The organism is Streptomyces sp. NPDC048257 (genome assembly GCF_043201855.1).
Lineage (GTDB): Bacteria > Actinomycetota > Actinomycetes > Streptomycetales > Streptomycetaceae > Streptomyces.
In genome coordinates, this window is record NZ_JBICZI010000021.1 from 84,713 (window position 1) to 105,669 (window position 20,957).

At 72.3% G+C, this 20,957-nt stretch carries 23 protein-coding genes and 1 pseudogene; 12 read left to right on the top strand and 12 right to left on the bottom strand.

The window, feature by feature from the left end:
* The first annotated feature begins 140 nt into the window (after nt 1-140).
* Nucleotides 141-902 (top strand): dioxygenase, encoded by a 762-nt coding sequence (locus tag ACGFZK_RS29545; RefSeq protein ID WP_393851953.1) that lies wholly within the window; start codon nt 141-143, stop codon nt 900-902.
* Between the two features lie 19 nt (nt 903-921).
* Here ACGFZK_RS29545 and ACGFZK_RS29550 read toward each other — a convergent pair whose 3' ends face one another.
* The 4 genes and pseudogenes from ACGFZK_RS29550 to ACGFZK_RS29565 all read right to left on the bottom strand — a co-directional run bounded on the left by ACGFZK_RS29550 (nt 922) and on the right by ACGFZK_RS29565 (nt 2,349).
* Entirely contained in the window at nt 922-1,059 is a 138-nt protein-coding gene (locus ACGFZK_RS29550; protein ID WP_393851905.1) for a DUF6221 family protein, read from the bottom strand.
* Nucleotides 1,007-1,460 (bottom strand): annotated as a pseudogene (locus tag ACGFZK_RS29555) (IS5 family transposase); the annotation flags it as partial. The gene ACGFZK_RS29550 and the pseudogene ACGFZK_RS29555, both read right to left, overlap by 53 nt.
* 29 nt (nt 1,461-1,489) lie before the next feature.
* A complete protein-coding gene (locus ACGFZK_RS29560; protein WP_393851906.1) occupies nt 1,490-2,125 on the bottom strand; it encodes a VOC family protein in 636 nt (211 codons plus the stop codon).
* A 74-nt stretch (nt 2,126-2,199) separates the two neighbouring features.
* Complete coding sequence (locus tag ACGFZK_RS29565) at nt 2,200-2,349, bottom strand: hypothetical protein (protein WP_393851907.1); 150 nt, start codon at nt 2,347-2,349, stop codon at nt 2,200-2,202.
* A gap of 709 nt (nt 2,350-3,058) precedes the next feature.
* Here ACGFZK_RS29565 and ACGFZK_RS29570 point away from each other — a divergent pair.
* Complete coding sequence (locus tag ACGFZK_RS29570) at nt 3,059-4,036, top strand: RNA polymerase sigma factor RpoD/SigA (protein WP_393851908.1); 978 nt, start codon at nt 3,059-3,061, stop codon at nt 4,034-4,036.
* 96 nt (nt 4,037-4,132) lie between these two features.
* On the opposite strand, the gene ACGFZK_RS29575 is transcribed toward ACGFZK_RS29570, so the two are convergent.
* On the bottom strand, nt 4,133-5,092 hold the full coding sequence (locus ACGFZK_RS29575) for a helix-turn-helix transcriptional regulator (RefSeq protein ID WP_393851909.1): 960 nt from the start codon (nt 5,090-5,092) through the stop codon (nt 4,133-4,135).
* Between the two features lie 62 nt (nt 5,093-5,154).
* Here ACGFZK_RS29575 and ACGFZK_RS29580 point away from each other — a divergent pair, with 62 nt between their 5' ends.
* From ACGFZK_RS29580 to pfkB, 3 genes are all read left to right on the top strand, one after another.
* Nucleotides 5,155-6,717, top strand: a complete 1,563-nt coding sequence (locus tag ACGFZK_RS29580; RefSeq protein WP_393851910.1) for an MFS transporter — start codon at nt 5,155-5,157, stop codon at nt 6,715-6,717.
* 137 nt (nt 6,718-6,854) lie between these two features.
* Nucleotides 6,855-7,616, top strand: a complete 762-nt coding sequence (locus ACGFZK_RS29585) for a DeoR/GlpR family DNA-binding transcription regulator (protein WP_393851911.1) — start codon at nt 6,855-6,857, stop codon at nt 7,614-7,616.
* Nucleotides 7,613-8,563 carry a 1-phosphofructokinase gene (gene pfkB, locus ACGFZK_RS29590; RefSeq protein WP_393851912.1) on the top strand — a complete coding sequence of 317 codons (951 nt, stop codon included), beginning with the start codon at nt 7,613-7,615 and terminating at the stop codon, nt 8,561-8,563. Before ACGFZK_RS29585 ends, pfkB begins: the two co-directional genes overlap by 4 nt.
* 28 nt (nt 8,564-8,591) lie before the next feature.
* On the opposite strand, the gene ACGFZK_RS29595 is transcribed toward pfkB, so the two are convergent.
* Complete coding sequence (locus ACGFZK_RS29595) at nt 8,592-9,362, bottom strand: DUF6227 family protein (RefSeq protein WP_393851913.1); 771 nt, start codon at nt 9,360-9,362, stop codon at nt 8,592-8,594.
* 192 nt (nt 9,363-9,554) lie between these two features.
* Here ACGFZK_RS29595 and ACGFZK_RS29600 point away from each other — a divergent pair, with 192 nt between their 5' ends.
* Nucleotides 9,555-10,196, top strand: coding sequence for a vitamin K epoxide reductase family protein (locus tag ACGFZK_RS29600; RefSeq protein WP_393851914.1), 642 nt, complete (start codon nt 9,555-9,557; stop codon nt 10,194-10,196).
* Between the two features lie 115 nt (nt 10,197-10,311).
* Here ACGFZK_RS29600 and ACGFZK_RS29605 read toward each other — a convergent pair whose 3' ends face one another.
* Complete coding sequence (locus tag ACGFZK_RS29605; protein ID WP_393851915.1) at nt 10,312-10,722, bottom strand: rodlin; 411 nt, start codon at nt 10,720-10,722, stop codon at nt 10,312-10,314.
* A 271-nt stretch (nt 10,723-10,993) separates the two neighbouring features.
* On the opposite strand from ACGFZK_RS29605, the gene ACGFZK_RS29610 reads away from it, so the two are divergent.
* Nucleotides 10,994-11,476, top strand: coding sequence for a hypothetical protein (locus ACGFZK_RS29610; protein ID WP_393851916.1), 483 nt, complete (start codon nt 10,994-10,996; stop codon nt 11,474-11,476).
* Between the two features lie 154 nt (nt 11,477-11,630).
* Nucleotides 11,631-11,870 carry a chaplin gene (locus ACGFZK_RS29615; RefSeq protein ID WP_327262923.1) on the top strand — a complete coding sequence of 80 codons (240 nt, stop codon included), beginning with the start codon at nt 11,631-11,633 and terminating at the stop codon, nt 11,868-11,870.
* A gap of 85 nt (nt 11,871-11,955) precedes the next feature.
* Here the strand turns inward: ACGFZK_RS29615 and ACGFZK_RS29620 are convergent, their stop codons facing one another.
* The 5 genes from ACGFZK_RS29620 to ACGFZK_RS29640 form a co-directional block, all read right to left on the bottom strand.
* The gene (locus tag ACGFZK_RS29620) at nt 11,956-12,303 is read right to left on the bottom strand and encodes a hypothetical protein (RefSeq protein ID WP_393851917.1); all 348 of its coding nucleotides are present in this window, start codon (nt 12,301-12,303) and stop codon (nt 11,956-11,958) included.
* A gap of 179 nt (nt 12,304-12,482) precedes the next feature.
* Nucleotides 12,483-13,529 carry a chaplin gene (locus ACGFZK_RS29625; protein ID WP_393851918.1) on the bottom strand — a complete coding sequence of 349 codons (1,047 nt, stop codon included), beginning with the start codon at nt 13,527-13,529 and terminating at the stop codon, nt 12,483-12,485.
* 121 nt (nt 13,530-13,650) lie between these two features.
* A complete protein-coding gene (locus tag ACGFZK_RS29630) occupies nt 13,651-13,884 on the bottom strand; it encodes a chaplin (protein ID WP_393851919.1) in 234 nt (77 codons plus the stop codon).
* 257 nt (nt 13,885-14,141) lie between these two features.
* Nucleotides 14,142-14,552: a rodlin gene (locus tag ACGFZK_RS29635; protein WP_393851920.1), complete on the bottom strand. Its 411-nt coding sequence runs from the start codon at nt 14,550-14,552 to the stop codon at nt 14,142-14,144.
* 118 nt (nt 14,553-14,670) lie between these two features.
* Complete coding sequence (locus tag ACGFZK_RS29640; RefSeq protein WP_393851921.1) at nt 14,671-14,925, bottom strand: chaplin; 255 nt, start codon at nt 14,923-14,925, stop codon at nt 14,671-14,673.
* Nucleotides 14,926-15,026: 101 nt separating this feature from the next.
* Here ACGFZK_RS29640 and ACGFZK_RS29645 point away from each other — a divergent pair, with 101 nt between their 5' ends.
* From ACGFZK_RS29645 to ACGFZK_RS29660, 4 genes are read left to right on the top strand one after another with little or no spacing between them, the layout of a single operon-like run.
* Nucleotides 15,027-16,190, top strand: coding sequence for a DUF3344 domain-containing protein (locus ACGFZK_RS29645; protein WP_393851922.1), 1,164 nt, complete (start codon nt 15,027-15,029; stop codon nt 16,188-16,190).
* Nucleotides 16,191-16,209: 19 nt separating this feature from the next.
* The gene (locus tag ACGFZK_RS29650) at nt 16,210-17,397 is read left to right on the top strand and encodes a glycosyltransferase (protein ID WP_393851923.1); all 1,188 of its coding nucleotides are present in this window, start codon (nt 16,210-16,212) and stop codon (nt 17,395-17,397) included.
* Complete coding sequence (locus ACGFZK_RS29655; protein WP_393851924.1) at nt 17,394-18,932, top strand: exopolysaccharide biosynthesis polyprenyl glycosylphosphotransferase; 1,539 nt, start codon at nt 17,394-17,396, stop codon at nt 18,930-18,932. The genes ACGFZK_RS29650 and ACGFZK_RS29655 overlap by 4 nt, the downstream gene beginning before the upstream one ends.
* Nucleotides 18,932-20,335 (top strand): O-antigen ligase family protein, encoded by a 1,404-nt coding sequence (locus tag ACGFZK_RS29660; RefSeq protein WP_393851925.1) that lies wholly within the window; start codon nt 18,932-18,934, stop codon nt 20,333-20,335. Before ACGFZK_RS29655 ends, ACGFZK_RS29660 begins: the two co-directional genes overlap by 1 nt.
* Nucleotides 20,336-20,957 lie beyond the last annotated feature (622 nt).

A 20,957-nucleotide genomic window follows, 5' to 3' on the forward strand; every position in this document is an offset into this window, starting at 1 on the left:
CCCTGGGGAATGACTGATGACCCCGTCTCGTTCAAATTTGAACGAGACGGGGTTAGTCTGTTTTCACTACGTGTTTCAACTACGTGGTCCGCGTCCCCGTACCAGCGGCACCGACGAACGAGGAGCGCCCCGTGACCCGCATACCGGCCCTGTACCTGAGCCACGGCGCACCCCCGCTGGCCGACGACCCGCTCTGGCCGGGCGAGCTCGCCGCCTGGTCCGCCGGGCTGCCGCGGCCCCGGGCGATCCTGATGGTCTCCGCCCACTGGGAAGAGGCCCCGCTCGCCCTCGGCGCCACGGAGCGCGTCCCGCTCGTCCACGACTTCTGGGGCTTCCCGGAGCACTACTACCAGGTCCGCTACGACGCCCCCGGCGCCCCGGAGCTGGCCGCCTCGGTCCGCAAACTCCTGCGGGCCCCCGGCACCCCCGTCCAGGACATCCCCCACCGGGGCCTGGATCACGGGGCGTACGTTCCCCTGGTGGAGATGTACCCGGAGGCAGACATCCCGGTCCTCCAGATCTCCCTGCCCACGCTGGACCCGGCCCGGCTGCTGGACCTCGGCCGCAAGCTGGCCCCGCTGCGCGACGAGGGCGTCCTGATCGTCGGCAGCGGCTTCTTCACGCACAACCTGGCGGCGCTGCGCCACACGGGCCCGGGCGTCCCCGCCTGGTCGGCGGAGTTCGACGCGTGGGGCCGCGAGGCCCTGGCCGCGTCCGACGTGGACGCCCTGCTGGACTTCGAGCACAAGTCCCCCGCGGGCCGCCTGGCCCACCCCCGCACGGAACACTTCGCCCCGCTCTTCGTCACCCTCGGCGCGGCCGAATCCGACCTGACCTCGGCCCGCACCCCGGTGGACGGCTTCTGGATGGGCCTCTCCAAGCGCTCCCTCCAGTTCGGCTAGGGCCTTTCTCCTTGAAGGGCTACGGGCGCCATTCTTGGCGGTAGGCGGGGTGCTCGGCGTAGGGCTGGGCAAGGACCCGAATGGCGTATGCCAGGCCTGCCGAGCGGAGCGTCACCGGCCTGGCCGGCGGTGACAGTGAACGCCAGAGGCCGTGCACGGCCGTCCGCAGCCCAGTGGACCTTCGTGCTCAGGCCACCGCGGGATCGTCCGATGGTGATCGGCGGGTTCGCTGCGCGCTGCCGCCCCCTTTTGAGTGCTCCGGCGGCGGGCTGGTGGGCCCGGACGACGGTGGAGTCGACCGACACGGTCCACTCGATGTCGTCGTCTACATCCGCGGCGGCCAGGGCAGAGGCCAGGATCCGTTCCCAGGTTCCGTCGACGGCCCATCTGATCAGCCGTTTGTGGGCGGCCTGGAACGGGCCGAGCTCGTCGGGCAGGTCCGCCAGGGCGAGTTGGTGCGGTACTTCCACGCGATGGCCACGAGCGTCGGCGGTGATCAGCCCACCGCCGTCCACGGACCGGACCGGCCGGCATCAGCGGCTCGATCCGGCCCCACATCGCATCAGTGATCACTCATCGCGCCCTGGTCAGATCGTGACCGGGCCGTGGGCGGTGGCGAACTCGACCGAGACCAGGCCCGGTTCCTCATCCTCGGCCCAGGTGACGTCGATCTGATCGAGGGGGTGGTCGGCCGGTTCGCCGAGGAATTCGGCGATGGAGGCGGCGTCGCCGGCGATGGAGACCCCGTGGATGGTGGTGGAGGTGCGCGGGTCGGCGCTCGGGCGCTCCTCGACGGGGACCAACCACTGAAGGAAGTAGGGCAGTTGCGGGTCCTCCAGCAGTTCCAGCAGGCCGATCTGCTTCCACCTCAGGTCGAACCCGTCGGGGCGGACACGGTGGCCCTCGGCCGAGGTGCGGCCGAGGCGGGCCTCGACCGGGGCGATGTCGTCGACGGAGACCACCCAACCGAGCCAGCCGCCGCCCTCGGCGGCGCGGCGCGCGACCGCCTGGCCGAAGGGTGCGCGGTCGGCGGCGGGGTGGTCGAGGGTGGTGACGACCTCGACGTAGGTGCCGCCGCTCAGCGGGAGAATGAAATTGCGGGTGCCGAATCGCGGGTGCACGCCCCCGTCGACGAACCCGCCGCCGAGGGCCGATCCGATCCACTGGACGGTCGAGACGAAGCTGTCGCGGGCCACCGCATAGGACACGTGATCAAGTCGCACTGCGCCATCATCACCCGACAACCCGCACAAATCCCGACGCCACGCACGCCGCCCCGGCCGCGTCCGCCGTGGATTCAGCCGTGGAGCGGATCGATCATCGTCATTCCGGCGGGGGAGGCCCGGTCGAAGCCGGGCAGCAGCGCTGCCGCCTCGTCGAGGCCCACGACCCGCTCGATCGGCCGCTGCGGGGCGAGCGCTGCCGCCACAGGAAGTCGATCCGGCATGCAGCACCATGCGCACCGCACTTCCACGAGACAGGCTCCAGCTAGGGGTGTCCGGCCTGATACGTAAGGATTCGGTGATCGCGAACCCGGCACCGCGATGAACCCCTCGACGGGCGAGAGCCGTCATGTGCAGCACCTCCTCTGAGCGTGGGCCTCGCCGGGCGGGCCGCACAAGCGACTCCTCGACGCCAAGGAGGGATGGTCCTATGCCGCACGGATATGCCGGGCTCCTCACCCGGACGGGCGGATCGGATGCGGGCGAAACGGTGTGGATGCTGGTTTTACGGGTACTCGCGCGTCAGTCCAGGCAACCGGAAGCCGGCGGGTGCCGTCTTCCGGGGCGGAGTGCAGCCGAGGTCGGTGCTGTTCCGGGGGAACGGGTCCCGTCAAGGGTGACGGTGGTCTCAGAGGTTTGGTGGGTGTAAAGACCCGCAGGCGTTCCGAATCCGCCCCCGCACCCGGCCTGACCTGCGCTCCTTCGAGCTCTCACGGCGTTCCGGCTCCTCAGGGGGAGCGGCACGGCGGGGCAGGATACTGCAAGATCTCGGAAAAGAGGGAGCGGCGAGGGAATTCTGTCCCGATACCAGTCGTTGTTTCCTTCGGAAGCGGGCACTCGGGAGAGTGTCCGTGACGTACCGGACCGGTTGGCAGCCGTCCCGGTGGCGTCCACCAGCCGCACCGCGACCGAACACTTCGCAAGGGAGCACGCATGGCAACCCGCGCCGTCGCCCGTCGTCAGTCCACGAGCAGCGCCCGCGCTGTGGGCGGGGAGATCGCAGACCGCGACCTGGTCGGCATGTACCTGGACGAGATCGCGCGCACCCCGCTGCTCGACGCGGCCAAGGAAGTGGAGCTCTCCCAGATCATCGAGGCGGGCGTCTACGCCCGGCAGATCCTCGACGGGGCGATAGAGCGGGACGGGGACGCCCCGGCCCGTGAGGAGCTGGAGGCGCTGGCCGCCGAGGGCGAGCGCGCCAAGGAAGTCTTCATCCGCTCCAACCTCCGCCTCGTCGTCGCCGTCGCCCGGCGGTACCCGCGCAGCGGTCTGCCCCTGCTCGACCTGGTCCAGGAGGGCAATGCGGGCCTGGTCCGCGCGGTCGAGAAGTTCGACTACGCCAAGGGCTTCAAGTTCTCCACCTACGCCACGTGGTGGATCCGCCAGGCGATCACCCGGTCCATCGCGGACCAGTCCCGCACCATCCGTCTCCCCGTCCACCTGGTCGAGGAGCTCGGCCGGATCCGCCGCGTCCAGCGCGAGTTCAACCGTGAGAACGGCCGCGACCCGGAGCACGCCGAGATCGCCGCCGAGCTGGACTCGACGGAGAAGCGCGTGGGCGACGTACTGGACTGGGCGCGCGACCCGGTCAGCCTCAACATGTCGGTCGACGACGACGGTGACACGCAGTTCGGCGACCTCCTGGAGGACACCTCGGCGATCTCGCCCGAGCAGTCCGTGCTCTCGCTGCTGCGCAGCGAGGAGCTGGAGGACCTGCTGGGCAAGCTCGACCAGCGCACGGCCTCGATCATCAAGATGCGGTACGGCATCGACGACGGCCGCGAGCGGACCCTGACGGAGGTCGGCAAGCAGCACGGCCTGACCCGTGAGCGGATCCGCCAGATCGAGAAGCACGCGCTGCTGGAGCTCAAGCGGATGGCGCGCGACACCGGCTTCGACGCGGTGGCCTGACCCGCCCCGCCCCCATACGAGCCCCGGTGCCTACCCCCCCAGGCGCCGGGGCTCTCTCCTGCCCGGCCGGCCGCCGGCCGCCCGCCCGCCGGCGGGTCAGGCCGGGCCCGCCACCGCTCCCGCGAGCCGCGCGGCCAGTGCACCGGCCGCCGCGCGCAGCACCGCCGGCTCCCGCACGGTGAACGGCAGCCCCGTCAGGGCGAGGCGCGCCACCAGCCATTCCGGCGCGTCCGCACTCTCGAAGCGCACCGAGGTGGGCGCCCCGTCACCCGCCACGGCCACGGCCTGCAGCCAGGCCGGCAGCTCCGCCGGGCCCGCCGCGAAGTCGACCTCCACCGGATAGGGCTGCTTCTCCCCGCCCTGCAGCCCCCGCCGCACGAACTCCTCCGCCTCCATCGGCAGGTCCCGCCGTGTGAAGCGGGCCCCCGTCGCGAACGCCTCGCCGACCCGGTCCACCCGGAAGGTCCGCCAGTCCTCGCGCTCCAGGTCGTAGGCGACCAGGTACCACCGGCTCCCGGTGCTCACCAGCCGGTACGGCTCCACCAGCCGCCGGGTCTCGGCCCCGCTCCCCGCCCGGTAGGCGAACCGCAGCCGCTCGGGCCCCGCCACCGCCGCCGCCATCGTCGTCAGCGTCCGCGGGTCCACGCTCGCCCCGTCCCCCCGCGTCAGCGCGATGGTGGCCGACTGCAGCGCGCTCACCCGGTGCCGCAGCCGCGAGGGCAGGACCTGCTCGAGCTTCGCCAGGGCCCGTACGGAGGCCTCCTCTACCCCTTCGATCGCGTGGCCGGCCCCCGCCCGCAGTCCCACCGCGATCGCGACGGCCTCCTCGTCGTCGAGCAGCAGCGGGGGCATCGCCGCCCCCGCCACCAGCCGGTATCCGCCCTCGGCGCCCAGCGTGGCCTCGACCGGGTACCCGAGCTCGCGCAGCCGTTCGATGTCGCGCCGGATGGTGCGGGCGCTCACCCGCAGCCGCTGCGCCAGCTCGCTCCCGGGCCATTCGCGCGGGGTCTGGAGGAGGGAGAGGAGGGAGAGCAGCCGTGCGGGTGTGTCGGTCATGAAACAACCCTGCCAGCGAAATAGGACACGGACTGACCTATACCCCGTCTAGGTTTCTCCTCATGAGCACCGAGACGTCCAAGACATCGCCCGAAAGAGAGAACGGGCCCACACAAGAAGAGCGGAACGACGTAGCCCACGACGCACCCAGCTCGACCGCCGACCGCCGCCGCTGGCTGGCGCTCGCCATCGTGATGACCGCGGCCTTCATGGACCTGGTCGACGTCACGATCGTCAACATAGCCATCCGCACCATGCGTGAGGACTTCGGCGCCTCCACCAGTGCGATCCAGTGGATCACCGCGGGCTACGCCCTCGCCTTCGCCGCCGGTCTGATCACCGGCGGCCGTCTCGGTGACATCTACGGCCGCAAGCGCGTCTTCCTCATCGGCATCGCCGGGTTCACCGCAGCCTCGCTGCTCTGCGGCATCGCCGCCAACCCGGACATGCTCGTCGCCTCCCGCCTCCTCCAGGGCGCCATGGCCGCCCTGATGGTGCCGCAGGTACTGGCGATCATCCACGTCACCTTCCCGCCCCAGGAGCGCGGCAAGGTCTTCGGCATGTTCGGCGCGATCGTGGGCCTCGCCGCCGTCTCGGGCCCGCTGTTCGGCGCGCTGCTCATCGAGTGGAACCTCTTCGACCTCGGATGGCGCCCGATCTTCCTGATCAACCTGCCCGTCGGCATCATGGGCGTGATCCTGGGCCGCAAGTTCATCGCCGAGTCCAAGGCCCCGCAGGCGCTGCGCCTGGACCTGATCGGCGTCGTCCTCGCCACCCTCGCCCTGGTCCTGCTGATCTTCCCGCTGACCCACGGCCACGAGAACGACTGGCCGCTGTGGGGCTTCGGCTGCATGATCGCGGCGCCGTTCGTCTTCGCCGCCTTCATCGCGTACGAGAAGTACAAGATCAAGAAGGACGGCTCCCCGCTCGTCGAGCTCTCCCTCTTCAAGGTCAAGAGCTTCGCCGGCGGCATCGCCGTCCAGCTGACCTTCGGCATCGCGACCGGCATCTTCTTCCTGGTCTGGACGATGTACATGCAGATGGGCCTCGGCTGGAGCGTGCTGCGCGCCGGTCTCACCGGCATCCCGTTCTCCATCGCGGTCTCGGCCGCCGCGGGTCTGTCGGTCGAGAAGTTCGTCCCGCGCTTCGGCCGCAAGGTGCTCCAGGCCGGTGCCCTGATCATGGCCGCCGGTCTGCTCCTGTACATCTGGGAGTCGGAGCACTACGGCATGGAGATCGCCTCCTGGCAGATGGCCGCGCCGCTGATCGTCATGGGCATCGGCATGGGCCTGATCGTGGCCCCGCTGAACGACACCGTGCTCTCCGAGGTGCCGCGCGAGCACGCCGGGTCGGCCTCGGGCCTGATCAACACCACCGGCCAGATGGGCAACGCCCTGGGTCTCGCCCTGACCTCCGTCGTCTTCTTCGGTCTGATCGCCGATGACATGGTCTTCGGCCCGCCGTACGTCGAGGCCTTCCGCGGTGCGCTGTGGTGGGTCGTGGCCGTACTGGTCGTGATCTTCGCGCTGATGTTCGTACTGCCCCGCAGGGCGCTCCCGATGGAGCAGCGCGAGGGCGGCGCCGAACACGCCGGCCGCATCCCCGAGCAGGTCCCGGCCGGCTGAGCCGGTCACCGCGCACCACCGCACGGACACGTCCGCCCTCCCGGGCGGGCGTGTCCGTTCTTTTTTGTTTCCCTCCACATATGCGCGTACGGTGGGGTGAAACCACTCATTCGGGTATGAAACGGACGTAAATCCACATGTACGCACCGGAGCGACGCCAGGCGATCCTCCGCCTCGCCCGCGAGGCGGGCAGTGTCGACGTGCTCTCCCTCGCCGACCGGTTCCGGGTCACCGCCGAGACCGTACGCCGCGACCTCACGGCTCTCGACCGCTCCGGCCTCCTGCGCCGCGTGCACGGCGGGGCCATCCCGGCCGGCCGTCTCGACTTCGAGCCCGACCTGACCGAGCGCGAGGCCACCGCCGCCGACGAGAAGCACCGCATCGCGGCCGCCGCACTGGCCGAACTCTCCGACGGCGGCAGCGTCGTCCTGGACGCAGGCAGCACCATCGCCCGGCTCGCCGCCGCGATCCCCGTCGACGTCGCGCTCACCGTGGTCACCCACGCGCTCCCCGTCGCCGCCCGGCTCGCCGACCACACCGGCATCGACCTCCACCTCGTCGGAGGCCGCATCCGCCACCGCACCCGCGCCGCCGTCGACGCGTGGGCGCTGCGCGCGTACGCCGAGATCCGCGCCGACGTCCTCTTCCTCGCGACCAACGGCTTCACGGCCGAGGGCGGCCTGACCACCCCCGACCTTGCCGAGGCGGCCGTCAAACGCGCCGCGATGGCCGCCGCCCGCCGCGTCGTCCTCCTCGCCGACTCCACGAAGGCCGGACAGGAGCACTTCGCGCGCTTCGGCTCCTTCACCGAGGTCGACCTGCTCATCACGGACACCGGACTCACCCCCGCTCACAAGGCGTCGATCGAGGCCGCCGGTACGGAAGTTGCGCTCGTATGATCCTCACCGTCACCCCCAACCCCTCCCTCGACCGCACCTACGAGGTCCCCCCGCTGGACCGCGGCCGGGTGCTGCGCGCCGACGGCGAGCGGGTCGACCCCGGGGGCAAGGGCGTCAACGTCTCCCGCGCGGTGGCCGCAGCGGGCGTCCGCACGACGGCGGTCCTCCCGCTCGGCGGCGCCCCCGGTGTCCTGCTCGCCGAACTGCTCGGCGCGCAGGGCGTGGACGTCACGGCCGTCTCGATCGCCGGTCAGACCCGCTCGAACATCTCGCTCGCCGAACCGGACGGCACCCTCACCAAGATCAACTCACCCGGCCCGGAGCTCTCGGGGGAGGAATCCGCCCTCCTCCTGGGCACCGTCCGCCAAGCGGCCGCCGAAGCCGCCTGGATCGCCTGCTGCGGCAGCCTCCCGCGCGGCCTCGAACCCCGGTGGTACGCCGACCTGGTCGACCGGGCGCACGCGGCGGGCGCCCGCATCGCCCTGGACACCTCGGGCCCCGCACTGTCCGCGGCGCTGGCGGCCTGCCCGGAGGTGATCAAGCCCAACGTGTCCGAGCTGGCGGCGGCGGTGGGACACCCGCTGGCCACCCTGGGGGACGTGGTCAAGGCCGCGGAGGAACTCCGCGCCCTGGGCGCGGGAGCCGTGCTCGCCTCCCTCGGCGGCGACGGCCAGCTCCTGGTCTCGGCGGAGGGCACCTACTACGGCACCGCTCCGACCGCGGCGGTGCGCAGCACCGTAGGGGCGGGGGACGCCTCGCTGGCCGGATTCCTGATCGCGGGCGGCGCCGGCCCGGACGCCCTCGCCTCGGCCCTGGCCCACGGAGCGGCCGCGGTCCAACTACCGGGCAGCGCCATGCCCACCCCCGCGGACCTGCGCCCCGACCGGGTCCACATCACCGAGAACCCGCCGCTCGACCTTCCGCTCGCCGAACCGGGGACGCCCTGAGCGGGTGCCTTGCCGATCAGGCCCTCGGTCACCGGACGCGGGCGCGCAGCTCCATCGCTTCGCGCGCGGCCGCCTCGCTCTCGTACACCTCGCACATGTGCCGGCCGTCGGGCGTCGCCGTGTGCTCGACCTCCCACAGGCTGAGCTCGGTCCCGTCCAGCAGCACGAAGGCGTGCTCGTACAGGCTGAAACCGGCGCCCCGCCCCTCCGAAAGGCCCTGCCGTGCACCGAACGCCTGCGTGATCTGGTGCGCGTACGCCGACCGCAGGAGCGTCGTCACCGGCTCGCCGGGCCGGTCGGCGTTCTCCGCGCGGCGCAGCACCCGCCGGGCGTGGTCGGCGGACTGCTCCGCCACGTACTCCCGGTGCCGCTGCACCGGGGCCGACGCCGCGTACAGCGCGCTCAGCGCCGCCACATCGTCTGCGGGCTCCTCCTCGCCCGGCACCAGCACCGGATCCGGGGACGCCCCGGCCGGCGCCTCGCCGAACAGCCGGGTCACGGCCAGGCAGGTCTCCGCCTTGCTCGCGAAGATCTCGTGCCGCACGCCCCGGTCGCCCACCAGCCGGTACGTCAGCTCCCACAGCGAGACCGAACCGCCGTCGGCCAGCAGGTAGGTGTGCCGATGGGTCTCCCGCCAGATGCCCGCCTCCGGGCTGTGGTGGGTGGTGTACAGCGAAGAGCTGTGGGCGAGCGCCGTACCGAGGCGCTCGACCAACCGGTCCGGCAGGTCGAAGGAGTTCAGGGCGCGGCCGAGGAGTCGTTCGAGGTGCGCCTCGGTTGTCTCGTACGGATCGCTCAAGGTGGGTCTCCAGGCCGTCGCAGCTTGTTACTTCGCGGAAGCTCAACGTAACCCCTGGTTCTGACATCACGTCCGGGGTTCGGTAAAACGTCCGGGAAGCATCGGAGGTTCCCGCCACACCTTCAGGTCAACTTGCGTACGGATGCGCATGGTTGGGCCCGATCTGGGGGGAAGCGGGGGATTATGGCCCACATGGCAACGAATACAGTGGGCCTCCCGCGCCAGCAGGTACGGCCCCGCAGTGGACACGAGGGCGAACGGGACACCGCCCCCAGGGGGTTGGCCTGGCTGCTGGCCGTCACCGGCGCGGCCGGGCTGCTGGCCTCCTGGGTGATCACCCTCGACAAGTTCCTCCTGCTGGAGGACCCGGACTTCAAGCCCGCCTGCAGTCTCAACCCGGTCGTCTCCTGCGGCAGCGTGATGACGAGCGAGCAGGCGGCGGCCTTCGGCTTCCCCAATCCGATGCTCGGGCTCGTCGCGTACGCCGTCGTGGTCTGCGTCGGCGCGGGGGTGCTCGCCGGCGCCCGTTACCGGGGCTGGTTCTGGCTGGGACTGAACGCCGGCACGCTCTTCGGCGTCGGCTTCTGCACCTGGCTGATGGTCCAGTCGCTCTACGAGATCAACGCGCTCTGCCTGTGGTGCTGCCTGGCCTGGGTGGCGACCCTGCTGATGTTCTGGGCGGTCACCGCGCACAACGTCCGGACGCGCGTCCTGCCCGCCCCCGGCCCGCTGCGGAGCTTCTTCACCGAGTTCGGCTGGGCTCCGCCCGCCCTGCACATCGGAGTGATCGGCATGCTGATCCTCACCCGCTGGTGGGACTTCTGGACCGGCTGACCGCCGGGGGCGGCGTACGAAGAGGGCCCCGGCGGCTGGACGCTGCCGGGGCCCTCCTCGTTCACTCCACAGGCTCAGCGGCCCGCGATCGCCCGAAGGGCGGAGGGAGCGGTGTTCAGCTGTTGGCCGAGAGGTTGCCCGAGAGGACCGGGATGTTGTCCAGGATGTGCGAGAGCGGCTCGTCGCCCTTGGCCTGGGTGGAGTTCTCGGTGCACTGCTGGTTCTGCGGGTTGGACAGGACGTTGATGTCCTGGACGCCGATGTTGAGCGCGGCGATCAGCGACTGGGCGTTGAGCTTCGCCGGCAGGCCGATGCAGGGCTTGTTGAGGGTGCCCTGGACCAGGCCGAGCTGCGGGCTCAGGTCGCCCGAGGTCTTCTGGTTGCCGTAGATCTGCTGGGCACCGTTGCCGTTGACGGTGTTGACCCCGTTGTCGTTGCCGATGGCCATGGCCGGGGCCGCGGCGGCAGCGCCCGCGCCGATCGCAACGGCGGAGACCGCGGCGGCGGTCATGAACTTCTTGAACATCTTGATCCTTCTGTCGCACGAGTGCCCGCTGATGGAGCGCCCTGGTCAACTGCCCGGTCGGGGGGTTGGTTCCGGTGCTTCACTCAAACGGCCTGCGCGCCCCGAGGTTTTCCCCGGCCGGGGTGAGCGGCCTCCGGACGCGTGCGCGAAGCCCGTACGCAGCCCGCATCCGTTCAGGCTCCGGTTGCGCTCCGTGCGAGGTGTTCGCACGGTGGGTGAGGAAGCGGATCATTTGGGTCCGTTTGTGTGTCCCCACCGAGAAGGAACATCCATGCACCGCACGAAGCCGTCCCGCGCCCGCCTCCTCGTCCCGTCGGCCCTCGCCGTCGTCATACTGTCCGGCGCGGCCGCCCCCGCGGGCGCCGCGGACGGTGACGGCTCCGCCGCCCTCGACGGCCGGGTCGCCTCCGTCCAGCGCCAGGTCGAGAAGATCGAACAGCGCGCCAAAGCCGGCCCCATCGACGATCTGCTCGCGGGTCTCACCAAGACCCTCCAGGACCTCCTCGCCTCGGTCGGGGGCCTGCTGCCCGCCGGGGTGACGCTGCCGCCGATCGAGCTGCCGAAGCTGCCGGACCTGAACCTCCCCGACCTGTCCGGGCTCATCCCCAAGCTGCCCCCGGTGGAGCTCCCGCCGGTCGACGGGCTGGTGCCCGCGGTGCCGGAGGTTCCGGCGATCCCGGAGGTCCCCGCGATTCCCGAACTCCCGGACGTCCCCACCGTCCCCACCGTCCCGAGCGTCCCCACCGTCCCGTAGGGGCAGTGGTGGCGGAGAACTCGTCGAATGGTTACGACAATTGAGCCGAACAGGTCTCATCGTGCGCGTGGCCGTGTCGTCTGGGATGCTGGACCGTTTCGCTCGGTGTGAGCCCCGGATCGGGGCAGAACATCGAACAGAAGGTGCACTTCCCATGAACTCTGCCAAGAAGGCCGCCCTGGTCCTGGCCACCGCCGGTCTCGCTGCGGCCGGTGCCGCCGGCTCCGCCGTCGCCGACTCGTCGGCCGAGGGCGCGGCCGTGGGTTCCCCCGGCGTCCTGTCCGGCAACCTGGCCCAGGTGCCGGTGCACATCCCGGTCAACGTCTGCGGCAACACCGTGAACGTCATCGGCCTGCTGAACCCGGCGTTCGGCAACGTCTGCCTCAACCACTGACGCTCCGCCGAACAACCGACTGTGGGCGCCCCGGCCTTGCCGGTGGCGCCCACAGTCGTGTCGGCGGGTGGTCAGCCGGGACGGTTCAGCCCTGGCCGCCGTTGAGCTTCACGCCGCCGAGCATCGGGTTCGACTGGGTGGCGCCGTTCGCGAGGCCGAGCACGGTGCCGGGCACGTCGTTGCGGACCTTGTTGACCTTCTGGGCGGTGCCCACGACCTTGTTGACGGTGTCGCCCTGCTCGGCCAGCCCGTTGCCCACGGTCTGCGGAAGCGACTCGGAGACGGGCCCGACGGCGTTCAGCGTCTCGGTCACCCCGCCGGTCAGGCTCATGGGGGGCATCGCGGCCGCGGGCTCGGCGGCGAAGGCGGTGGTGGAGGCGCCGAGGGCGGCGACGGAGCCGACGACGACAGCGGCGACCTTCGTGAGCTTCATTATCGAAAATCCTCTTCTTTCGTTGACAGAGGCGTCAGCGACGACCGTCGCGCCGCTTTCGCCCTGGGTAACGATTCCCCGCCGCTGCGGAAACGCGAACACGCGAGTACATGACAGCGGCCGGAGAATCCGACGAGGATTCTCCGGCCGACATTTCTTCTGATTACCGGTATTGCCGGTCAGGCGATGCGCGACCGCCGGTACAGAATGGCGCCGCCCAGGATCAGGGCGCTGGCGAGGGCCGCCGCGGCCGCGGGCTGACCCGCGCCGGTCTCGGCCAGCACGGGCCCGGTCACGTGCGCCGGCGCGGGGGCCGGCAGCGTGTGCGGAGCCTCCGGGGCAGGAGCCGGCGCGGGCGCCGGTGCCGGTGCCGGGGGGAGGTCGACAGGGGTGTCGCCGGCGGGGGCGGCCGGTGGCTGGTCCGCCGGGGGGACGACCTCGGGCGCCGGAGCCGGAGCCGGGTGCTCCACGGGCATGCTGCCGTGCGGCGGGCCGGGCGCCGGTCCCTCCTCCACGACGGGAGCCGGGCCGGGGGCCGGGGCCGGCAGCGGGTGCGGTGCCTCCGGGGCGGGGGCGGGCTCCGGGGCGGGCAGCGGGGCCGGGTGCTCCTCCACCGGTTCCGGCATGGGGTGCGGCTGCTCGGGCGCGGGGGGAGCGTGGTGCGCCGGCGGGGACGGGGGCGGTGGCGCGGACCCGGGGTGGTCGTCGCACTCCTCCTCCTTGCCCTGCTCGGCACCGGGGCCGCCGTAGCCGCCCTCGTGGCGCGGCTCCTCCTGGCGGGGCTTCGCGTGCCGCGGTCCCTCCTGCCGGGGCCGCTCGTGCCGCGGCTGCTCGTACCCGTTCTCGTGGCGCTGCTCCGGGACGGCGTGCCGGCCGCCCCCGCGCTCGTCCAGGTAGCGCTCGAAGGCCTGGGCGTTCTCGGGGCTGAGGTGGCGCCCGTAGTCGTACCCGTCGTCCGTGTGCGAGCCGGTGCTGGTGGCGCACGTGTTCCCCATGGCGGGGTTGAGCGCCGCACCGCCGTCCACGCTGTTGCCGCACACGTTCGGTGCGAAGGTGATCGGTACCGAGACGCTGTTGCCGGCCAGCACACCCGGCGAATGCGAGACCTCGGCCGTCGCCCCGGGGTGCGCGTAGGCCGCGCCGGTCGCGATCGACAGCAGACTCGACGCGGCTGCCGCCGTGAGCATCCCCTTGCCCAGTACCTGTCGGCTCAGTACCTGTCGCATGGGTCCTTCCCTGTCTACCGGCGCCACGGCCGGTGTGGAATCGAAGGTGGCCCCGAAGTGCACCGCCGTGCACTCCGAGGCCACCCCGAGGAGGCTTGCCCTCACGGGCTCAAGCGCTTGGTCAGGCGTTGACGCAGGTGTTGCCGAACGCCGGGTTCAGCAGGGCGATGACGTTCACGGTGTTGCCGCAGACGTTGACCGGGACGTGCACCGGAACCTGGGCCAGGTTGCCGGACAGGACGCCGGGGGAACCCACGGCCGCGCCCTGTGCCGACGAGTCGGCCATGGCGGGGGAGGCGGCACCGGCGAGCATGAGAGCGCCGGCGGCCAGCACCACTGCCTTCTTGTACGTCATTTTGATTTCTTTCCTTCCCGCAGAGGCGTGTCCACTGCAGAATTAACAACGAGCGGTCGAGGAAAAAGAAACCGCGTATTTTCGGCGGCCTGTCGGTAATTCACCCCGATGCTCGGCCCGAAGTCCGGGCCGAATTCTTGGTGCCGACGGATTTGTATCGACAATTCGCGCGGCCGGGGAGGCCCCCGGCCGGCCCTACATGCGGCGAGGCCGCCGCGACCCCGGGGGTGCGACGGCCTCGCGGGCGCGGGCCTCGGTCAGCTGCCGTTCGAGACGTTGCCGGAGAGGACCGGGATGTTGTCCAGGATGTGCGAGAGGGCCTCGTCGCCCTTGGCCTGGGTGGAGTTCTCGGTGCACTGCTGGTTCTGCGGGCTGGACAGGACGGGGATGTCCTGGACGCCGACGTTGACCAGGGCCAGCACGGACTGCACGTTGGCCTTCGCGGGCAGGGCGATGCAGGGCTTGTTGAACGAGCCCTGGATCAGCGCCATCTGCGGGCTCATGTTGCCGTAGGTGGCCTGGTTGCCGTAGATCTGCGCGGCGCCGTTCCCCTGGACGGTGTTGACGCCGTTGTCGTTGCCGATGGCCATCGCCTGCGGGGCCATGCCGGCACCGATGCCCACGACCGAGGCGGCAACCGCGGCCGAGGCCATCATCTTCTTGATCATTGTCGTCCCTTTTTTGCAGGATTGCCCGGTAGTGGAGCACCTGGATCAACGGCGCTGCCCCGGTCCGGGTTGCGTGACTTCACTCGGATGCGGGCGTTTCGGCCAGCACGGTTGACGATCAGGCGCTGATGCAGGTGTTGCCGAACGCCGGGTTCAGCAGGGCGATCACGTTCACGGTGAGGCCGCAGGCGTTCACCGGAACGTCGACGGGCGCCTGGAGCAGGTTGCCGCTCAGGACGCCGGGGGAGCCGGCGGTGCCGCCGTGGGCCGTCGCGCCGCCCCCGCCGTGCGCGGAGGCGAGGCCCGCGCCGCCGATCAGGGCGGCGGTGCCCGCGGCGGCGATGGTGGAGGCGCGCATCAGCCTCTTCTTCATCTCCGCATTTCCTTTCGGTTCGAACAATGGTGCACCCATAACGACCCGCCCGTTGTGAGGGTGCGAGCCATCGCCCAAAAGGCCGTACGAGCGAGTCCGACGTGATTTCCAGCCCGATTTCTGACAAAGTTCACTCCTGTTTTGTCCCCTTGATCGAAAATGGAGACAGGGTCATGGGTTCCTCCCGCAGAATCCTCGGCACGCTCGGTCTGCTGTCCTGCCTCACCCTTTCCGTGAACGCCCCCGTCGCGGGGGCGGCGGCTCCAGCGCCCAAGGAGCTGCCCCGGATCCCGTTCACCCAGCGTTACCAAGCCGTGCAGCACGGCGGGCTGGTGCGCGCCTCCAACTCCGGAATCAGCTGCCGCAAGGAGGAGTCCCCGCAGGCCGAGCCGTGCGCCGAGGTCAAGAAGGGCGCGGCCGGGGTCAACAGCGACTTCGAGATGTTCTACAGCGAGGTCGACAAGGACCCGGACACCTACAACTCCACCCGGGCCGAGCTCAAGGTCCCGCAGGGCGCGAAGGTCTCGTACGCCCGTCTGTACTGGGGCGGGAACCTGCGGGTGGGCGAGCAGAAACCGCCGCAGGACAACGGCCGGGTGCTGGTCGCCGAGCCCGGCGGCGCGTACAAGGAGGTCCTGGCCGACACGGTCATCGGTCACCGTACGGACGCGGGCAGCGATGCCTACCAGGCCTCCGCCGACGTGACCCCGCTGGTCCGCAAGGGTGGCGCCGGCCTGTGGACGGTGGCCCAGCTCAACATCGCCATGGGGCACTCCGAGGTCGGGGCCTGGGGCGGCTGGACGCTGGTCGTCGCCTACGAGCACCCGCAGGAGCCGGTGCGCCGGATCTCGCTGTGGGACGGCTTCGAGCCGCTCGCCGCCCGCGCCGGTGACGGGACGGTCGAGATCGAGGGGCTGGACGCGCCGGCCGGGTCCGCGGGCCGGGCCGGGGTGGTCGCGTACGACGGGGACCGCGGCATCCTCGGAGACTCACTCACCGTGACGGCCGACAGCGGGCGCCGGGTGAGCCTCAGTGACGGAGAAAATCCTTTTAATGATGTTATGAATTCCACGATCACGGAATTCGGTGATCAGTCGTTCGTGCGACAGCCCGAACATATGAATAATCTCGGATATGACGCGGACGTGTTCGACCTGAGTCCCGCCCTATCCGGTGGTGCCCGCAGCCTGAACTTCAGGTTCACGGGTGAAAGTCAGGGTCATTTCCTCGGTGTGCTCTTCGTTCAGACAGACGCGCGCCGCTGAACGTAGGAGACCACTCCACGTGCCCAGTGAACCTCGGGCGGTACAGCCCACGACCGTTCTCCATCTCGTACAGCCCGTCGACGGCGGTGTGGCCAGGGTCGTCACCGACCTCGTCCGCGCCCAGACCGCCGAAGGCCTGCGTGCCGTCGTCGGCTGTCCGCCCGGCGGCACGCTCGGCGCATCCGCCCGGTCGGCCGGGGCCGAGGTGCTCACCTGGCGCGCCGGGCGGGCCCCCGGACCCGGGCTGCCCGCCGAGGTCATCGGCGCCCGGCAGGTGATCCGTCAGGTGCGGCCCGACCTCCTGCACGCCCACAGCGCCAAGGCGGGACTGGCCGGACGGCTCGCCGCACGAGGGACGGTACCCACCGTCTTCCAGCCCCACGCCTGGTCCTTCGACGCCGTCGGCGGGGCCACCGCGGCGCTCGCGCTGCGCTGGGAGCGGTACGGGGCCCGCTGGGCCGACCGGGTGCTCTGCGTCAGCGAGGCCGAACGCCGCGCCGGCGAGACCGAGGGGATCACCGCCCGCTGGTCGGTGATCCGCAACGGCGTGGACCTGGACCACTTCCGCCCCGGCGGACCGGACCCCGACCGGGACAAGGCCCGGGCACGCGCCGAACTGCCGCTGCCCGCCGGGTTCCCGGCCGACGGGCCGCTCGCCGTGTGCGTGGGCCGGATCTGCCTCCAGAAGGGGCAGGACATCCTGCTCCGTGCCTGGCCGGAGCTGCTCGCCACCGTTCCGGGAGCCCGCCTCGCCCTCGTCGGGGACGGCCCCGACACCGAACGGCTGCGCGCCACCGCCCCGCCCGGGGTGCACTTCGCGGGCGCCGCCGCCGACATCCGACCGTGGCTTCGGGCCGCCGATCTCGTTGTACTGCCGTCGCGGTGGGAAGGCATGGCGCTCGCCCCGCTCGAAGCCATGGCGTGTGGCCGCCCGGTCCTGGTCTCCGACGTCAGCGGTGCCAGGGAGAGCCTGCCGCCGGGCCAGGGGCGCCTGTGCCTCGTGCCGCCGGAGGACCCGACGGCCCTGGCCCGGGCCCTGGGACGGCTGCTCGCCGAGCCGCGGCTCCTCGCCGAACTGGGGGAGCAGGCCCGGCAGCACGCCCGGACCGACTTCGACGTGCGGCGGACCACGGACGCGGTCACCGGCCTGTACCACGAACTGCTGGGCAGGCCCCGGCCCTTGAACCAGGAGCGCATCAGCCGATGACGATGGACAGCGCACCCGCCCGGCACACCGGGCAGGGCGGCACGGGGCCCACCGGCGGCAGCGCCTTCGCGCCCGCGCCCCCCGCGGCGGCCCGCCGTTCGGCGACCGCCATCCACCCCCCGCGCGGGCCCAGGATCGACCAGGCCCGCTCCGCCGTACGCCCCCGGCGGGTCCGTCGCCGCGGCCGCGTGCTCCCGCTGCTCACCGCCGACGCGCTGGCCGCCGTACTCACCGCGACGACCCTGCCCCAAGCGGTGCTGCCGCCCCTGGCCGCGGTGCCGGCCGTCGTCGCCCTGCCCGCCCTGCTCGCCGCGCTGCACGCGCAGGCAGGGCTCTACCGGCCGCGGCTCGCCCCCTCCGCGCTCCTCGAACTGCCCGCGCTGGCCGGGCGCTCCGCCGTCCTGTGGTGCTCCGTGGCCGCCGTCGTGGCCGCCGTCGACCCGGCCCGGGCCGTGGGCTGGAGCGTGCTGCTCACCGCCGTCTGCCTCCAGGTCGTCCTGGTCTGCGCGGGCCGCGGCTTCGCCAACCAGCTCCAGCGGCGCGCGGCCGTACGCCAGCCCGCCTCCGCCCTCGTCGTCGGACCCGGCGCCGGGGCGAGCGCGGTGGCCGCGGCCCTGCACGGCCGCCCCGAGTTCGGGCTGCGTCCCGTCGGGCTCGCCGACACCGCGGCGGCCGCCGAGGGCGACGGCGGCCCCCTGCCGCTGCTCGCCACCCACGAGGACATCCGGCGCGCGGTCATCCAGAACTCCGTCGGGCACGCGGTGTTCACCCGCCCCCCGGAGGCCGACGAGCGCACCGCCTCCCTGGTCCGGCTCTTCCACGACCACGGCTGCCGGCTGTGGCTCGCCGACCCGGCCGGTACCGCCAAGGTCACCGGCATGCGGGTGGCGCACCCCACCGACCAGCTGTGGGGCTACGCCGTGCAGCCGCTGCTGCCGCGGCCGGCCCGGCCGCTGGAACGCGGGGTCAAGCGGGGCATCGACACCGTGCTCGCCCTGCTCGCCCTGCTCGCCGCCGCGCCCGTGATGGGGGCGTGCGCGCTGGCCGTGCGGGTCTGGGACGGGCCGGGGGTGATCTTCCGGCAGGAGCGGGTCGGCCTGTACGGGCGCCCCTTCACCCTGCTGAAGTTCCGTACCCTGCGGGCCGACGAGCACGAGGCCGCCACCCGCTGGACCGTCGCGGGCGACCGCGGGATGAGCCCGGTCGGCTCCTTCCTGCGCAAGTCCTCGCTGGACGAGCTGCCGCAGTTGTGGAACGTCGTACGCGGCGACATGGCCCTGGTCGGCCCGCGCCCCGAACGGCCCTTCTTCGTGGCCAAGTTCTCCACCGTCCACCCCGGCTACGAGGCCCGGCACCGGATGCCCGTCGGCATCACCGGCCTCGCCCAGATCAACGGCCTGCGCGGGGACACCTCCATCGAGGACCGGGCCCGCTTCGACAACCACTACATCGACACCTGGTCGCTGTGGCAGGACCTGTGGATCCTCGCCCGCACCGCGGCCTCCTTCTTCCGTTTCCGGCTGGGGGGCAGCTGATGAGTCTCGTCGTCGCCGGTCCGTGGAGCTCGCACGATGTGCCGGGTCTGCTGCGCCGGCACTGGCCGCTGCTGCCGCTCGCCGCGACCGTGCTGTTCCTCCTCGCCCCGCTCCCGGCGGGGGACGCGACCGCCTCCGGGAAGGTCGGCCCGGCCGACGCCGCCTCGCTGCTGCTGGTGTTCGTCTGCGCGGTGCAGGCGCTGCGCGGCCGGGTGCGGGCGCTGACCCCGCTGGGCGTGCTCGTGCTCGGCATGCCCGCCGTGGGCCTCGCGGTCGCCACGATGACCGCGGGGGATCCCTACGCCGCCCTGCCGGGCTTCGTGCGCTACCTCCAGGTGTTCGTCCTCGTCCCGGCGGCCGTGGTGCTGCTGGTGCGCGACGCGGGGGAGTTCCGGCTGGCGGCCGGATGCTTCGTGGTCCTGGCGCTGGTGCAGGGCGCGGTGGGGGTCGTGCAGTACGCCACCCACACCGGGGCCTCGTACCAGGGCGAGGACGTCCGGGCCGTCGGCACCTTCGGCCCCGGCGACGTCATGGGCATGGCCACGGTGGTGGCGTACGGGCTGATCGTGGCGACCGCCGCCGCACTGGCTCCGGGGCTGCCGCGGCGCCTGCGGCGGATCGGCGGCGGCTGCGCGCTGGCGCTGGTGCTCCCGCTGGTGCTGTCCTTCAGCCGGGGCGCGTGGATCGCCACCTTCGGCGCGGCGGTGCTGGTGATGGCGCTGGCCGGGATCCGGCGGGCCCTGAAGGTGGTCGCCGCGCTGGCGGCCGCCGGGGTGGTCCTGGTCGGCGGGTTCGGGGTCGGCTCGGAGATGGTCGCCGAGCGGCTGACCTCCATCACCCAGGTCTCCAGCGCCCCCGACCAGTCGGTGACGGACCGGTACACGATGTGGGCCGCCGCCGAGTCGATGTGGCGGGAGCGGCCGGCGGTGGGGGTGGGGCTCAAGGGCTTCCCGGCCAACCGTGACGGGCACGCCTCGCTGGGACTCTCCTCCGGCAGCGACACCGCGGGCGCGGGGCAGGCGTACCTGCGCCAGCCGCTGCTCTCCCCGCACAACATGTACCTGCTGATCCTGAGCGAGCAGGGCCTGATCGGGCTGATCGCGCTCGCGGGCGGCTGGGCGGCCCTGCTGGTCGCGGGCCTCCGCCGGCTCGCCTCCGGCGAGGGGGTGCGGGACTGCGGGCTGATCGCGCTCGGGCTGTTCGTCTGGCAGCTGACCGACTTCCTCTACGCGGACATCGGCGGGCCGTCCACGGTGCTGACCGGAGTGATCATCGGCTTGGCGGCCTGGTGGGCGCTTCCCTCCCGGGGGGTTGCGGATTCCGGGGCCGCCTCCGCCGTTCCACTGCGTGGCGCCGCGGCGGGTTCACGGGGTAGGGCCCCCGGGGTTGCGGCTCGCCGGTGACCGATACGACGCCTTGGCGGCCCGCCTCCGGCTCCCCGGCCGGGGCGGGCCACGCCCGTGTCCCGGGTGCCCCGGACCCCGGTCCGTTGCGCTTCCCCGCGGGCACGGACCCCGCCTCCGCCGGCTCCCCGCGGACCGTGCCCGTGCCCGGCGCTCCCGTTTCGGTCGCCGGGTCCCCGCGGAGCACGCCCGTGGACGGGCGGCCCGCCGGTGGGTCCGCGACCCCTGGTGGGCCCAGGGCCTCGGGTTCGGTCGCCGGCTCCCCGCGGAGCACGCCCGTGCCCGGGCGGCCCGCCGGAGGGTCCGCGACCCCTGGTGGGCCCAGGGCCTCGGGTTCGGTCGCCGGGTCCCCGCGGAGCACGCCCGCGGACGGGCGGCCCGCCGGAGGGCCGTCCGTACCGCCCGCTGCCGACCCGGGATTCGTTGCCGGGGGCCTGCCGGGCCGTGACGACGCCGCGGCGGACCGCGGGTTCGTCGCCGGAGGGCGCCCGGGCGGTGAGCCGGCTGTCCGCAGGCCTGTGTTCGGCTCCGCCGGCTACTCGGGCGGCGCCTCGGACAAGCACAGCGTGCGGGTGGCTGCGCGGGCCGACAGCGGCCCGGCCGCCGAGCCCGAGCCCCGGGA